General features: G+C 30.3%; 19 protein-coding genes. 11 read left to right on the forward strand and 8 right to left on the reverse strand.

Translation table 11 applies throughout. The annotated features are described in order from the left end of the window. Window positions 1-17: 17 nt before the first annotated feature. Window positions 18-317, forward strand: coding sequence for a hypothetical protein (locus DNJ73_RS04610; protein ID WP_158466527.1), 300 nt, complete (start codon window positions 18-20; stop codon window positions 315-317). Window positions 318-331: 14 nt separating this feature from the next. On the opposite strand, the gene DNJ73_RS04615 is transcribed toward DNJ73_RS04610, so the two are convergent. From DNJ73_RS04615 to DNJ73_RS04635, 5 genes are all read right to left on the reverse strand, one after another. After that, window positions 332-790: a serine hydroxymethyltransferase gene (locus DNJ73_RS04615; protein ID WP_158466528.1), complete on the reverse strand. Its 459-nt coding sequence runs from the start codon at window positions 788-790 to the stop codon at window positions 332-334. Window positions 791-878: 88 nt separating this feature from the next. Further along, window positions 879-2156 carry a Y-family DNA polymerase gene (locus DNJ73_RS04620; protein WP_158466529.1) on the reverse strand — a complete coding sequence of 426 codons (1278 nt, stop codon included), beginning with the start codon at window positions 2154-2156 and terminating at the stop codon, window positions 879-881. A gap of 10 nt (window positions 2157-2166) precedes the next feature. Beyond that, window positions 2167-2604 carry a LexA family protein gene (locus DNJ73_RS04625; protein ID WP_158466530.1) on the reverse strand — a complete coding sequence of 146 codons (438 nt, stop codon included), beginning with the start codon at window positions 2602-2604 and terminating at the stop codon, window positions 2167-2169. A 66-nt stretch (window positions 2605-2670) separates the two neighbouring features. After that, entirely contained in the window at window positions 2671-3108 is a 438-nt protein-coding gene (locus DNJ73_RS04630) for a 23S rRNA (pseudouridine(1915)-N(3))-methyltransferase RlmH (RefSeq protein ID WP_158466531.1), read from the reverse strand. A 15-nt stretch (window positions 3109-3123) separates the two neighbouring features. Beyond that, window positions 3124-3489 carry a hypothetical protein gene (locus tag DNJ73_RS04635; RefSeq protein ID WP_158466532.1) on the reverse strand — a complete coding sequence of 122 codons (366 nt, stop codon included), beginning with the start codon at window positions 3487-3489 and terminating at the stop codon, window positions 3124-3126. 115 nt (window positions 3490-3604) lie between these two features. Here DNJ73_RS04635 and rsmA point away from each other — a divergent pair, with 115 nt between their 5' ends. The 6 genes from rsmA to secF all read left to right on the forward strand — a co-directional run bounded on the left by rsmA (window position 3605) and on the right by secF (window position 9433). Continuing rightward, window positions 3605-4465, forward strand: coding sequence for a 16S rRNA (adenine(1518)-N(6)/adenine(1519)-N(6))-dimethyltransferase RsmA (gene rsmA, locus DNJ73_RS04640; protein WP_158466533.1), 861 nt, complete (start codon window positions 3605-3607; stop codon window positions 4463-4465). Next, window positions 4455-5414, forward strand: a complete 960-nt coding sequence (gene ispE / locus DNJ73_RS04645) for a 4-(cytidine 5'-diphospho)-2-C-methyl-D-erythritol kinase (RefSeq protein ID WP_158466534.1) — start codon at window positions 4455-4457, stop codon at window positions 5412-5414. The genes rsmA and ispE overlap by 11 nt, the downstream gene beginning before the upstream one ends. Continuing rightward, window positions 5401-5766, forward strand: a complete 366-nt coding sequence (locus DNJ73_RS04650) for a DUF3082 domain-containing protein (protein WP_158466535.1) — start codon at window positions 5401-5403, stop codon at window positions 5764-5766. Before ispE ends, DNJ73_RS04650 begins: the two co-directional genes overlap by 14 nt. A 194-nt stretch (window positions 5767-5960) precedes the next feature. After that, complete coding sequence (locus tag DNJ73_RS04655) at window positions 5961-6950, forward strand: pyruvate dehydrogenase complex E1 component subunit beta (RefSeq protein ID WP_158466536.1); 990 nt, start codon at window positions 5961-5963, stop codon at window positions 6948-6950. Between the two features lie 2 nt (window positions 6951-6952). Then, complete coding sequence (gene secD, locus DNJ73_RS04660) at window positions 6953-8446, forward strand: protein translocase subunit SecD (protein ID WP_158466537.1); 1494 nt, start codon at window positions 6953-6955, stop codon at window positions 8444-8446. 21 nt (window positions 8447-8467) lie between these two features. After that, on the forward strand, window positions 8468-9433 hold the full coding sequence (gene secF, locus DNJ73_RS04665) for a protein translocase subunit SecF (RefSeq protein WP_158466538.1): 966 nt from the start codon (window positions 8468-8470) through the stop codon (window positions 9431-9433). Between the two features lie 285 nt (window positions 9434-9718). Here the strand turns inward: secF and DNJ73_RS04675 are convergent, their stop codons facing one another. After that, the gene (locus DNJ73_RS04675) at window positions 9719-9916 is read right to left on the reverse strand and encodes a hypothetical protein (RefSeq protein ID WP_158466539.1); all 198 of its coding nucleotides are present in this window, start codon (window positions 9914-9916) and stop codon (window positions 9719-9721) included. A gap of 147 nt (window positions 9917-10063) precedes the next feature. On the opposite strand from DNJ73_RS04675, the gene DNJ73_RS04680 reads away from it, so the two are divergent. Together DNJ73_RS04680 and DNJ73_RS09810 are read left to right on the forward strand one after the other, a co-directional pair. Next, window positions 10064-11713 (forward strand): ArnT family glycosyltransferase, encoded by a 1650-nt coding sequence (locus DNJ73_RS04680; RefSeq protein WP_158466540.1) that lies wholly within the window; start codon window positions 10064-10066, stop codon window positions 11711-11713. A gap of 47 nt (window positions 11714-11760) precedes the next feature. Further along, the gene (locus tag DNJ73_RS09810; protein WP_187152559.1) at window positions 11761-11904 is read left to right on the forward strand and encodes a hypothetical protein; all 144 of its coding nucleotides are present in this window, start codon (window positions 11761-11763) and stop codon (window positions 11902-11904) included. Window positions 11905-11910: 6 nt separating this feature from the next. Here DNJ73_RS09810 and DNJ73_RS04685 read toward each other — a convergent pair whose 3' ends face one another. Further along, window positions 11911-12309, reverse strand: a complete 399-nt coding sequence (locus DNJ73_RS04685) for a hypothetical protein (protein WP_261792585.1) — start codon at window positions 12307-12309, stop codon at window positions 11911-11913. Between the two features lie 169 nt (window positions 12310-12478). On the opposite strand from DNJ73_RS04685, the gene DNJ73_RS04690 reads away from it, so the two are divergent. After that, window positions 12479-12748, forward strand: a complete 270-nt coding sequence (locus DNJ73_RS04690) for a hypothetical protein (RefSeq protein ID WP_158466541.1) — start codon at window positions 12479-12481, stop codon at window positions 12746-12748. Window positions 12749-13045: 297 nt separating this feature from the next. Here DNJ73_RS04690 and DNJ73_RS04695 read toward each other — a convergent pair whose 3' ends face one another. Next, window positions 13046-13348, reverse strand: coding sequence for a DUF2103 domain-containing protein (locus tag DNJ73_RS04695; protein WP_158466542.1), 303 nt, complete (start codon window positions 13346-13348; stop codon window positions 13046-13048). A 113-nt stretch (window positions 13349-13461) separates the two neighbouring features. Between DNJ73_RS04695 and petN the strand changes: the two genes are divergently transcribed. After that, a complete protein-coding gene (gene petN, locus DNJ73_RS04700; protein ID WP_158466543.1) occupies window positions 13462-13563 on the forward strand; it encodes a cytochrome b6-f complex subunit PetN in 102 nt (33 codons plus the stop codon). Window positions 13564-13619: the final 56 nt, after the last annotated feature.

Genomic DNA, 13619 nt, shown 5'->3' on the forward strand with positions numbered 1-13619 from the left:
AGTTATATTTTTTTTTAATGAAAAATTCTTCCTATTTTGATCTAGATAAATGTTCTTTATCTAACCATATTTGGCCTGATTTTATTAATAAAATTGGTATTTTTAAGGCAAAATTAGCAGTTCGTCAGGCTCTCGATCTTCAGAAAATGCAGGGCAACTCTTCTACCTTACCTGTTCTTATTCTTGAAACATGCGGAACTGCTCTTATCAGCTCCAGTGCTATCAAGACCTATATTGGCTTAACTTGTGTTGAACAAGGAATGCTTTTGATTTACAGTAAAAAGTTAGATGCTATTCAATTACTTAGAGATTATTAAAAACGAAATAATTATCATAGACAATACTTTATTAATTCTTTTTCTACTAATCTTGGTTTATCTTCTAATATATATGCTTGTCTTTCTTTTTCTTCCTCTCCTGATATTTTTGTAGAACCTTTTAAAGCTTCAATTTTTGCTGGATTCATCGTTAAATTTTTATTTATTTTTAATAAGTTCCCGTTATTGCATTCTTGTGTTACGTGAACAGCTTCATGTCTTAATGCTTTTTTTATAAGTGTTGCTGTCCGCTCATAAGTATCAGTATATTTCTTACTTAGACTTTTATAGCCTCCTATCCTTTTAACATTATCTGTACATATAACAATCTTTTTTTGTCTCTTTTTTAAAAAACCTACGTATTTTTGACTTAATAAACATAGAGATGTATTTTCCTCTGTTGAATATCCTGCTTTTTCAACATGCTCTATTATCTTAATTTCTATTTTATCTAAATATTGAATGAACTCCATTATTCTAATCTCTAATAATTATATTATTTTTAATTTACCATATTTTTTTCACATATGTTTATTGTATATTTTAAATCTCATAGAAACTTTAATTTGCAAATACAGTAGGAATACTTTCTATATTAGTTACTTTTGAACCGGATAGTTTACTACGACGTGGCCTCCATTCCCTCTCTATAATAGATGAGCCCCATCCTAATAAATCTTTTCCATTTTTTTTGTTAATATTATCTATTACACTATTTAGTCTTTCTAGATAGAATTCTTCTTGTAAATCATTATTACAAAATAATAGTTTTTGTTTGTATTGATTGCTACTGAGGTTATGCAATATTACACCAGCTTTTATAAATTTCTTATATGGTTTAAATATTCTATTTGTTAATTCAATACTGTTTTTCTGGATAATTATTGAGTTCGAACTTGGTGTCTGTAATTTTATACTTGCTTCACTTCTATAAAAATCTTTTGAATGAGTATTGGTTGTTGTAAAGACTGTAATTGCAGAAGATAATTGATTGTATTTTCTAAGCTTTGCAGTTGCTATGAGAACATATTTACTTATTGATTGACTCAGCTCCTCTAAGCTATCTATTGGATATGCAAAACTCCTACTCACGCAGATTTCTTTTCGAGCTGATGATTTTTCATTAATAGGAATACAGTATGTACCTTTCAATTCATTTTGTATGCGTAAACCAATTACACCATATTTGGATTTAATTTGATTGCTTGACATATCTCTAAGTTCTCTTGCGTTGTTTATGCCTCTAACTTTTAGCCATGTCGACATTTTTTTTCCTACACCCCAAACTTTATCTACCTTGATTTGTTGAAGATAAGGATTCTTATCTTCAACTATACCTATATCAAATATACCTGAATTACTTTGTATTTCCTTTGCTATATAATTAGAAATTTTTGATAGAACTTTTGTTTCACCAATACCAATAGATATTGGTATTCCTATGTTCTGATAAACTAAGGCTCTTAAATCTTTTCCCCATTGATATAGACACTTATCTTTTGGTCGTTTCATAGTCGCAAATGCTTCATCTATAGAGTAAATTTCTAGCTCTTCACAATTTTCTTTTAGTATCTGCATTAATCGATTGCTTACATCACCGTAAAGTTCATAATTTGAACTTCTTACATTTATATTTAATTGATTTAGTTTGCTTTTTAATTTGAAATAAGGCTGACCCATAGGAATTCCCATTTTTCTAGCTTCTGAGCTTCGGGCTATAATGCATCCATCATTATTCGAAAGTATAACTAAGGCCTTTCCTCTAATTGATGGATCGATCATTTGCTCACACGAAGCATAGAAATTATTGCCATCAATTTGAACTATAGCTTTGCGCATAATTATTTATTTATCTTTCTAGTTTGTGTATTGAATAAATTGCTACTCCCCAAATTTGTATATCTAAATATTCATATAAATTTATTGCTGGATAGTTTTTTTTATCTGCTTTTAGATAATAATTATTTTTTTCTTTTATAAGTCTTTTTAATGTGAATTCCCCATCCAACAGAGCAACTACAACATGTCCAGGAGTCGGATTTATGCTTCGATCTATTATTAATAAGTCATTATTATAAATTCCTGCGTTATTCATAGAATTACCACAAACGCGTAGAAAGAACGTACTTATGGGGTTTTTGATTAAGTATTGGTTTAAGTCGATGCCTAGCTCTATATAATCTTCTGCGGGAGAAGGGAACCCTGCCGAAATTGTTTCTTTTACTAATGGAACTAATAAGTTCGACGGCATCTCTTTTGAAGAAGAGTGAGAGATCTTTGAATACATGAACCCAGCGTGACCTGATTTTATTATAGTTCACTTGTACTATCGCGTATTGTGTCGGTGTAGTCTTTATTCTTTGTGGTATGGGGAGCCTTGAGTAATAGTTTTTGCCCGATACAGTTGCTCTATAAGGAGAAGACGAGCTATTTCATGCGGAAAAGTCAGTGGTGAAAGACTTAATTGCAAAATAGCGAAATTATTTAGGGACTGGCTAAGACCGGTAGCACCTCCAATAACAAAAGTAATGTTTTGATTATTAAAATTAAGCAGCTTTCTTGCTAATAGTTTTGAAGAGAAAGATTGTCCATTCTCGTTGAGAATGACAAGGGCCTCATTTTTTTTTAAGATTCCTTTAATCGTATATTCTTCTTTTATTTGAGTACTGTCTTTGATTTCTATGACTTGTAAACCAGGCAATCTTTTCAAGTACATTTCTATACCTGTCTGAATCCACTTTTTCTTTATTTTCCCAATGGCAATGATTTTATATCGTGAAACATTAAGCATAAAATTTATATTTATCTAATAATTATCATCTTCAAGGAGAAATTGTTTAAATTGTGTATAAAGCTCTAGTGATTCGTTAACAGAAAGTTCTTGAGGATTTTTATTCTTATCTGGTGTAATATTTGAATGATTTTTTACAGTATTTGATTCAAGTGTTTTCAGTCGATCTAATAGATGGGGTGGGACGTTCCCATCTGGGCTTATTTCCATAAGTTCTCGAAAAAGTTGTTGAGGATTGGTTTCAATTTCAACTGGATGAAGTTTGTGTTGTTTAGTCGAATTAGTTTTTTTTGATTCTGTTTGTTGAGATTTGGATATCTCTTTAGGAAGTTTACGTCCAAGTTCTTTTAAACGTTCAAGGCTGTGACTATCAAAACTCATTTTTCTGGAGAAGGATATATTGATTGAAAATCTTTTTATGATTATATTTTAAATAATTTATTTTTACTTCAGTAAAAAATGTGATTATTTCTAATGTGGTTTGGAGATTGTTCGTGTGGGTGATAAAACATTGAATGATTTTAGACATATTCCTCGAAAACGCTTTGGCCAGCATTGGCTAAAAGATCAGGGTGTTCTAAATAAAATAGTTAAAGCTGCCAAATTGAATTCTGATGATTGTGTATTAGAAGTTGGCCCAGGTAGAGGTGCTTTAACTGAAAAATTAATTGAATCTCAAGCAAGATTCATTCAAGCAATTGAACTTGATAGAGATTTGGTAGCTGGTTTGAAAAAGCGTTTTATTGATCAAAACAAATTCAGTTTGAGAGAGGGAGATGTTCTATCTGTTCCATTGAATGCAGCTAATGGAGAAATTATTAATAAAGTTGTTGCTAATATTCCTTACAACATAACAGGACCAATATTAAGAAGATTAATTGGTGAACTATGCAATCCACCAGAAAATAATTTTGAAACTTTAGTTATCCTTATGCAAAAAGAAGTGGCTCAAAGAATTTTAGCCCAACCAGGCAATAGCAATTATAGTGCTTTAAGCGTAAGAATACAGTTGTTAGCAAAATGTCAATTTGTATGTGATGTTTCTGCTAGATGTTTTCAACCTTCTCCAAAGGTGGATTCCAAAGTCGTGCTGTTTGAACCTCATTTATCTCTTGGTCATGAATTTTATGAAATTGGGAATTTATTAGAGAAACTTTTAAAACTTGCTTTTTCTGGTAGAAGGAAGAAATTACGTAACACGATTGGAAGTTTTGTAACTTCAAACGATCAAATAAAAGAATTTTTTGCCTATAGAGGTATTAGTCTTGATCAACGACCACAGGAAATTTCTCCTTCCAATTGGTTTGCCTTAGCCAAAGCTTTAAAAGAAACTTCTGTTATTAAAAATGACTTCTAACAATGTTAATGATAATTCTCTCATAGCAATTGCAAATGCAAAAATTAATTTGCATTTAGAGGTTTTAGGTATGAGAAATGATGGCTTTCACGAATTGGCAATGGTCATGCAAAGTATTAGTCTAAGCGATAAATTGAAGATGATAAAAAGGCAGGATAATAATATTAGCCTTAAATCTAATAATAAAGAGATCAGTAATGGTGATGATAATTTAATAATAAAGGCTGCAATGATTTTGAGAAAGGAAGTTGGAAATACAAAATTAGGTGTTGATATAGAACTTGAAAAAAACATACCAATTGGTGCAGGATTAGCAGGAGGATCTACAGATGCAGCAGCGACTTTTGTTGGTTTAAATAAACTCTGGAACTTAAATCTAGAGGGTTATCAATTAGAGAAAATATCACAGCAGATTGGATCAGATATTCCCTTTTGCGTATCAGGAGGTAGGCAAATTTGTTTTGGACGTGGTGAAGTTCTAGAAAAATTAAAGTGTAAAAAGTTTGATCTGGGTCTTGTTTTGGTAAAAGATCCTTCAATTCAAGTTTCTACGCCAGTCGCATATAAAAAATATAAAGAACAGTATGGTCATACTTATCTTGATGATGATAAGGATTTTGATCTCAAAAGAAATATGATCAGGTCTATAGATTGGTCTGATAAGTCTATATTTGATAATCGAATAGAAATACAAAATGATTTACAAAAAACAGTTCGCCCTATGACACCAGAGGTTGAAAAGTCATTGAAAATATTGTCTGGTTTGCCAGGTTCTCGCCTTGTATCTATGAGTGGCTCTGGACCAAGCTGTTTTGCTTTGTTCCCAAGCTATGATGTTGCAAATAAAGTGTTAACAGAACATTTTAATGAATTTGAAAGAGCTGGTTTATCAGCTTGGGCATGTTCAATGATGTCTAATGGAGTTAACTTGGAAAATGAATTTACCTAGTAATGGATTTAAAAAAGAATCAGAAGAATTAGGGAATTCAGAATCAATTCCCATTGATAGTATTAGTGCTGATGTGCAAAAGAAGGGACCATTCAGCTTTTTTTCTGGTTCGATTACGAGTTTAGCTTTTAGTTTTTTAAGCCTATTTATAAGTAAGAAAATAGTTTTGTATTTCTCTATACATAGTCCTAATTACTCTTCACCAATTGCTCAAAGTATAGCTTCCGGTTTTAAAACGCTAATTATAGGAATTAGCTTTCTTGCAACTTTTACATTTGGTTTTATAGGTCTTGGTTTGTTTTTAGTATTTATTCGAAGTTTGATAGCAGGCAATAAGGTTAAAACGGACTAGTATTTAAATATTAAATTGTAATATTTAGGTCTTTTTATGACCCTTCATGATTTAGGACTTCTTGTTTTATTACTCGCTCCTGGTATGTTGCTTTCCATATTGCTGTTATCTACTTTTGCGGCGGGTGGGTAATTAGGCACAGTTTGAGATAGCTTGGAATAACAAACCGGTAATCCGGGCTTTCTGTTAAAGCTGTGAAAGGTACTCTTTTATTTAATGCTCTTCGTGAAGCTATTGATGAAGAAATGGCTAGAGATCCTATGGTTTGCGTAATGGGTGAGGATGTTGGCCAATATGGAGGTTCTTATAAAGTCACGAAAGATTTATATGAAAAATATGGAGAGTTCAGAGTATTAGATACTCCAATTGCTGAGAATAGTTTTACGGGAATGGCAGTTGGTGCAGCCATGACAGGTTTAAGACCAATTGTGGAAGGTATGAATATGGGTTTTTTGTTGCTTGCTTTTAATCAGATATCAAACAATATGGGAATGTTGAGATATACAAGTGGTGGTAATTTTACAATTCCAACAGTTGTTAGAGGCCCTGGGGGGGTTGGAAGGCAATTAGGAGCTGAGCATAGTCAAAGGCTTGAAGCGTATTTTCATGCAGTCCCTGGAATAAAAATTGTTGCTTGCAGTACTCCTACTAATGCGAAAGGTCTCATGAAAGCAGCTATTAGGGACAATAATCCGGTGCTTTTCTTCGAGCATGTCCTTCTCTATAACCTCACTGAAGAATTACCTGAAGGTGAATATGTTTGCGCTTTAGATCAAGCTGATCTTGTAAAAGAAGGAAGTGACATTACAATTTTGACTTATTCAAGAATGCGTCATCACTGTTTAAAAGCAGTTGAACTTCTTCAAGTGAAGGGAATTGATGTTGAATTGATTGATTTAATTAGTCTTAAGCCTTTTGATATGGATACAATTTCTAAGTCCATTAACAAGACCCATAGAGTTATAATTGTTGAAGAATGTATGAAAACAGGTGGGATTGCTGCAGAATTGATGTCCTTAATAACTGAGAATTGTTTTGATGATTTAGATTATCCTCCTGTGCGTTTGTCCAGCCAGGATATTCCTACTCCTTATAATGGAAACCTTGAAAATTTAACTATTATTCAACCTCATCAGATAGTAGATGCAGCCGAGAGAATTATGGGAAATGACGGAGTTGATTAACAATGGGACGAAAGAATTATTGGTTTCTTTTTGTCATTATTTTTGCAGTATTAAGTATATTTATCTGCATTAATATACCTTTTCAATTAGGACTTGATCTTCGTGGAGGTAGTCAATTAACATTAGAAATTAAGCCTACTCCTGAAGTAGCAAAAATAACTCCTAATGAAGTTGAAGGAGTTAAGGCTGTTCTTGATAAGAGAGTTAATGGATTAGGCGTTTCTGATTCTCAACTTCAGACTATTGGAACAAATCAATTATTATTAGAGCTACCAGGAGAACAAGATCCTTCAAGGGCAGCCAAAGTACTAGGAGAGACCGCTCTATTAGAATTCAGAATTCAAAAAAATGGGTCAGAGCAGGAATTAAGAAATTTACAAACACAGAGAAATAGTATTGAATCTATAATTAAATTATTAGAAGAAAATAATAATTCAGCCCAATTGATAAAAGAGATCAATACAAATAATGAAATTAACAAATTGTTCGAAAAATATAATTTTGATACGAACCAAATTCTTGAATTAGATAAATTTATTCTCCTAAGGAATAATTTAAATACTGATATTGCTGCTTTGTTTGACTCAACATCTTTGACTGGTCAATATCTTACTAATGCAGGTAGAAGACAAGATCAAAATACAAACAATTGGGAAGTAACTTTGAGTTTTAATAATGAGGGAGGTGAAAAATTCGCAGAAATTACTAAATCAATAGCAGGTACATCTAGACTGCTAGGAATTGTTATTGATGGGATGTCATATAGTGAGGCAAGTGTTGGTAGACAATTTCAAACAGCAGGAATAACTGGTGGTGCCGCGACAATAAGTGGAAACTTTACTGCAGATGACGCTAGAAATTTAGAAGTTCAGCTTCGAGGAGGTGCTTTGCCTCTCCCTATAGATATTATTCAGATAAGAACAATTGGTCCTTCTCTTGGAATACAAAATATTCGACTTAGTCTTTTTGCTGCTTTAACAGGTTTGCTTTTTGTAGGTATTTTTATGATTTTTATATATAAATTGGCTGGATTTGTATCTGTACTTGCTCTGTCTTTTTACTCTTTATTTACTCTTTCCATTTATGCCCTACTCCCCGTGACTCTAACGCTTCCTGGTATCGCTGGATTTATATTAAGTATTGGAATGGCTGTAGATGCTAATGTTCTTATTTTTGAAAGACTGAAAGAAGAATTACGCAATGGTAATACATTAATTCGATCAATAGATGCAAGTTTCAAAAATGCTTTTTCTTCTATAATTGATGGACATTTAACTACTTTAATTAGTTGCGTAACTTTATTTTATTTGGGCACTGGATTTGTTAAAGGTTTTGCAGCTACATTAGGTATTGGAGTTGTATTGAGCTTATTTACAGCCTTAACCTGTACAAAAGCAATATTGAAGTTTCTAATGAGTTATCAGGGGCTTAGAAAAATTTCTAATTTTATTAATCTTAATCAGATTCCTAAACCATCTATCAACATTCAACAGTAACTAATTCACATAAAATAAATTATGAACTCTAATTTAAATGTACAACTTTATAAAAATCGAAAAGTAGTTTGGCTTATTTCTTTATCTTTATCTTTATTATCAATAATGGGAATGTTGATATGCTATAAAAATCCTCGTATTAATGCCCCTTTAAATCTTGGCTTAGATTACACGGGGGGTACTCAAATAATCTTAGACAGAAGTTGCAGTAACGAATGTCTTGAATTAAATACAAGTGACATATCCAAAAATATTATTGCGTTGAAAAATGTAGATAAAAATTTTGAATCCAATTCCTCCCCTAATCTTACTAGATCTCAAATACAACTACTCGACAATTCAAAATCAATTTCTATTAGATTACCTTTCCTTTCTGCAAGTCAATCGGAATCTGTAGTAAATGAAGTCACTAAATCTTTTGGACCATTTATAAATGAAAATACTTCTGTGGAAATAATTGGCCCTAGCCTAGGCAAGCAATTGCTTAAAAGCAGTTTAATATCATTATTCTTTGCTTTTCTAGGCATAGCTTTATATATAAATTTTAGATATGATCGAAGATATTCTTTTCTAGCTCTATTTGCACTTTTTCATGATGTACTTATTGTTTGTGGTGTATTTTCGTGGTTAGGATATTTTTATAATATAGAGGTAGATTCTTTATTCGCTGTTTCATTGTTAACCATTGCAGGTTATTCAGTTAATAATACTGTTGTAGTATTTGATCGGATTAGAGAAAAAAGCATAGTTGATAATAAATTGAGTTTTAAATATCAAATTGATAAAGCAGTTGGTGCAACTTTGACAAGAACTCTATATACAAGTTTTACGACATTACTTCCATTGATTTGCATATTGATTTGGGGTGGATCTACATTATATTGGTTTGCATTTGCTTTGGTTATAGGAGTTATAGCTGGTTCCTGGTCTAGCATAGCTTTAGCACCCTCCCTCTTATCAATAACAAGTAATAAAGAAATTGATTGATAGACATGATATTTATTTTTAGACTTTATAGATTTTTTAAATATAACTGGCTTCAAATTACATTAATTATACTTTCATTATATGATTTAAGAATTGACATAAGACTTCTATTTGACTTTTTTACTTTATCTACACTTTTTTATACTATTTCAGACCATCCGTTAGCAATAACTATTTTAATTATGATTCCATCTAGGTTTAATTCGTTAAAGACAATTAATAAATAAAAAAATTATATAATTAATAATAATTTTGCCTCTCTATAATAAAGTAAAAAGTATAATATTATTTTTTTGATTTTTTTGATGACTTTGGTTCAATTACTGTAAGAAGTTCCTCCATTTGAGTCATTAATTTTTTGACTTCTGTTGGTTCTGGAAGAGTTAGTTCTTCTGTAACACCTAAATGCATTTTTCTTAGCTCAGCTCTTAAAATCTTTAATGAGGCTTTTACCTCCTCCTTTTTTTCCTTAGCAGTAGCCATCTTTTATAGCTATAAAACTTTTTTATTATACATTATATTATTATTAATTTCACTCTTTGATTCCCAAACCAAATAACAAAGGATATAATTTTGTTTAATGCATAGTTCATTTTTAAGTGAACTTAGGATTTCTAATCATATTTGATTATGAAAAAGATTGAAAATAATCCTTTAATCTATAGGAATAATAAACTAGGTATCTTTAATTTATTTTTAAGGCATCAAGGTATATTTGTTACTTTACTTTTTATCCTTTCATTTGTTCTACTTTATTTTTCGATAGATTTCTCGACTCAAAGTCTAGTAGCCCATGATGAAGGACTTTATGCAAGAAGATCGCGATTAGTTGAAGAATCATCTAATTGGTTCTCTCCAACATTCTCTTCTGTTCATCATAAGACACTAGGGAGTTATTGGTTGATTGCATTATCAATAAGATTATTTGGCTTCAGTGAACTAGCACTAAGACTTCCTAGCATTTTATCCTCATTTATTTGTTTATTTATTTCATATTTGATTGCATGTAAAGTTACAAATAAGAAGTCTGCTTTGATCTCTGTTTTTTCACTAGCATCAATGCCACTATGGATACAATATTCTAGATATGCCAGTCCTGACTTACCCTTTGTATTGTGTATACTGCTTGTTATTTTTTTCTTTTTGAGTTTTCTAGATTCTAATAAATATATTTATAAGTATTTTTATATTTTCAATTCTGGCTTGTTTTTTACTTCTGCTTTTTTTATTAGAAGTTATATGGCATTTGTTCCTCTCATAGGACTTTCACCATTTCTTCTATTTCACTTAATTAGATCAAAGAATATATTTAAATATATCTTTTCTTTCGGAACTTTATTTGGTTCTATCCCCACTTTGCTTAATCTTTATTTCTCCTATAAAAAATATGGATTATCAGGTATTACAACTCTTTTTGATTTTGCAAAGAAACAGGCGATTGGAGGATTTGATCTTAATAATTATATATTTACTCCTATTAATTTTCTATACCTGACTTTCCCTATTGGTTTTTTATTTATACTTCTTATTGTTTTTACTAGAAGTACTAAATCTCAAAAATATCCTTTATTAGTATATTTTTATCCTATTTCCTCAGTATTAATTCTTTTGTGTATGTCTACTTCATATCCCCATTACTATTTATTCCTACTTCCATCTTTGTCAATTTTATTCTCAGTCAAATTAAATTATGAAGACTTTCGATTTTCGTTATCAGCATATTTTATTAAATATTTATTATTTTTCATTTGTATATTAATTATCTCTATTTTATTTTCATTTTTATTATTTTTAAAAGATTCTCTTATAGAGTATTCTTATGGTAACCTATTTATAGTATACTTATTACCTTTAATATTAATCTTATCCTATATATCGTCAATTTATATACTTTTAATAGATAAAAATTATAAGACTCAATTACAAAATTTCTTCTATACTGTTGCCATTCCTCAAGTTATTTCTTTATCATTTTTATTTAATTTTGGTATTCTTGGTAATCCAAATTATAGAATAAAGAGTTTTTTAAATGATGTATCTGTCTCTTCTATCATAAATTCAAATACTATATATTTATTAAACGTAGAGAGTAAGATACAGACTTTATTATCTTATTATTTACCTTCATCTAAGATTATCAACCAAAATCATGATTTCTCTGAATACAAGTATATTATTACTTCTAATACTAGTGATTTTGAAACTTTCAATGACAATATCATCTTCAAATCAATTAGTAGATTTCCCAATCATGTTTTATTAATTAATATTAGTAAATAATGTTATATAATTAGAAGTTTTAAGCTAGAGTATTTAAAAATAATTAAATGCTAAAAAGCGCATACAAAAATTTCTGGGTTCCTGTTATGGGAAGGCTAACTTCCAAATTAATTCCATTCCTTGAAGGCAAGGAACCTGATAAACATCCAACCTATGATATAGATGGTGATAAAAAAGGAAAAGCTAGATAATTGTGATTACTTTGGAAGTGAACCGCCATGACAATATCCAACTGCTAGAGAATTAATATCCATTTCATTTTGAGACTTATTTATATTTTTGGACTTTAGATATTTTGTTGTATTATTTATGCATGATGCACTTGAAGATGTATACCTTACTATTGGGTATATGTATAATATTCCTGCAATTAAGATTATAGAATATGCTATATATTTTTTATTTTCATCAATAAATATCAATGTTTCTTTTTTCTTTCTTAGATATTTAGAAAGCCATGCATCAGGTAATCCAATTTGAACAAATAAAAGTTCAACCCACCATGGAAGATTTGTTTGATTTTTATCTGAATTACTTTTCATGGTGATAGTTAGATTTGATGGCCCTCGATAAACATTCTTTTGGGTTGTTATCACATCCTTATTGTACCAACTAAAATATATCCCATATTTATAAAAATGGAACACTCATATGTTTGGTATATGAGTATTTACTCTTATTCTTGTGGTTTTTAGATTCCCTTCCTCCTCTGATTGATTTTTAGATTAAAGATAGTGTATTATTTTTGAGGATAGAATGTATTCAATGGCAAAAAGACGACGGAAGCTTAGCCCTGAATTAGAAAAGAACATTTCATTAGCTAAGAAAGAGATTGAACTAATTACAGCCATAATTCACGATATCGACGAAGAAGATATACAAGAAGAATATAAAACAGCTTTTTTACCCGTAATGTCAGCTTATATGTCGCTTGATCAAATGTATAAAGAAGTAGGTTTTAATGATGAAACTACTAATCTTTATGAGCTTTATTTGTCGAACTTAGATAAATTTAAAGGTGAATATGAAGTTTAGATTTATATTTTTACTTTGAGTTCTTTCTGAATTTTATCTTAATAAGCTTTTACTTGATCGATTTATTCTAATTAGATTCTTATAATTTTTTTAGCTTTATATAATTCTGTTTATTTTATTAATTATTTAGTTATTTCAATAATAATGATTAATATTAAAATTATTTATAAATCATTATGACAGATAATCTATTTGAGATTGATTCAGCAATGAATATGATTAAAGAAGACATTATAAGAGATCTTTCAGAATCTGTTTCTAAGCAAAATAGCAGTTCCTATATTAAGGACCAGTCATCTAGTGCCCTCCCTTTCTCCGAGAAGAGAATGGATTAGTTTGTTGAATTATTTGTTTTATTTCCGTTTTATTTAGGCTAGTAACAACAAAAACTTCTTGTACAAGCTTACCTTTCCTCGCTAGCAGCTTAAAACCATCAATCGTCTCAACAGTTATTTTTAGTATTAGTTTTTCCCCTCTGCCGTTAGTTTTATAGAGAGAGGCCGGAGTAATTGTCTTTATTTCTTGGTATTCTGCTATCCTCTTTAACCATTTAATTAGACCTTCTATGTGTGTGCTGTGGTTTTGAACTAGTCTTCCCATGATTCTTATGTTTTGTGTTTTGTTGATTCGGTTTCAATTTCTCTCATCTCTCTTATCAATGAAACAATTTATACCTTTTTAATAAGTTATAATTTGGGAAAATAATTAATGTAATGATCTTTTCTTTAGGTTGGGCTTCATTGGCAGCAATTTTCACATTTTCAATTGCAATGGTTGTATGGGGGAGAAATGGAGATGGATCTATTGATATTTAGGGTTTGTTATGTCTATAGAATTTAACCTCTATAGCTTTCTATCTTTTTTATCAATT

The organism is Prochlorococcus marinus XMU1408 (assembly GCF_003208055.1).
GTDB classification, from domain to species: Bacteria; Cyanobacteriota; Cyanobacteriia; order PCC-6307; family Cyanobiaceae; genus Prochlorococcus_B; species Prochlorococcus_B marinus_A.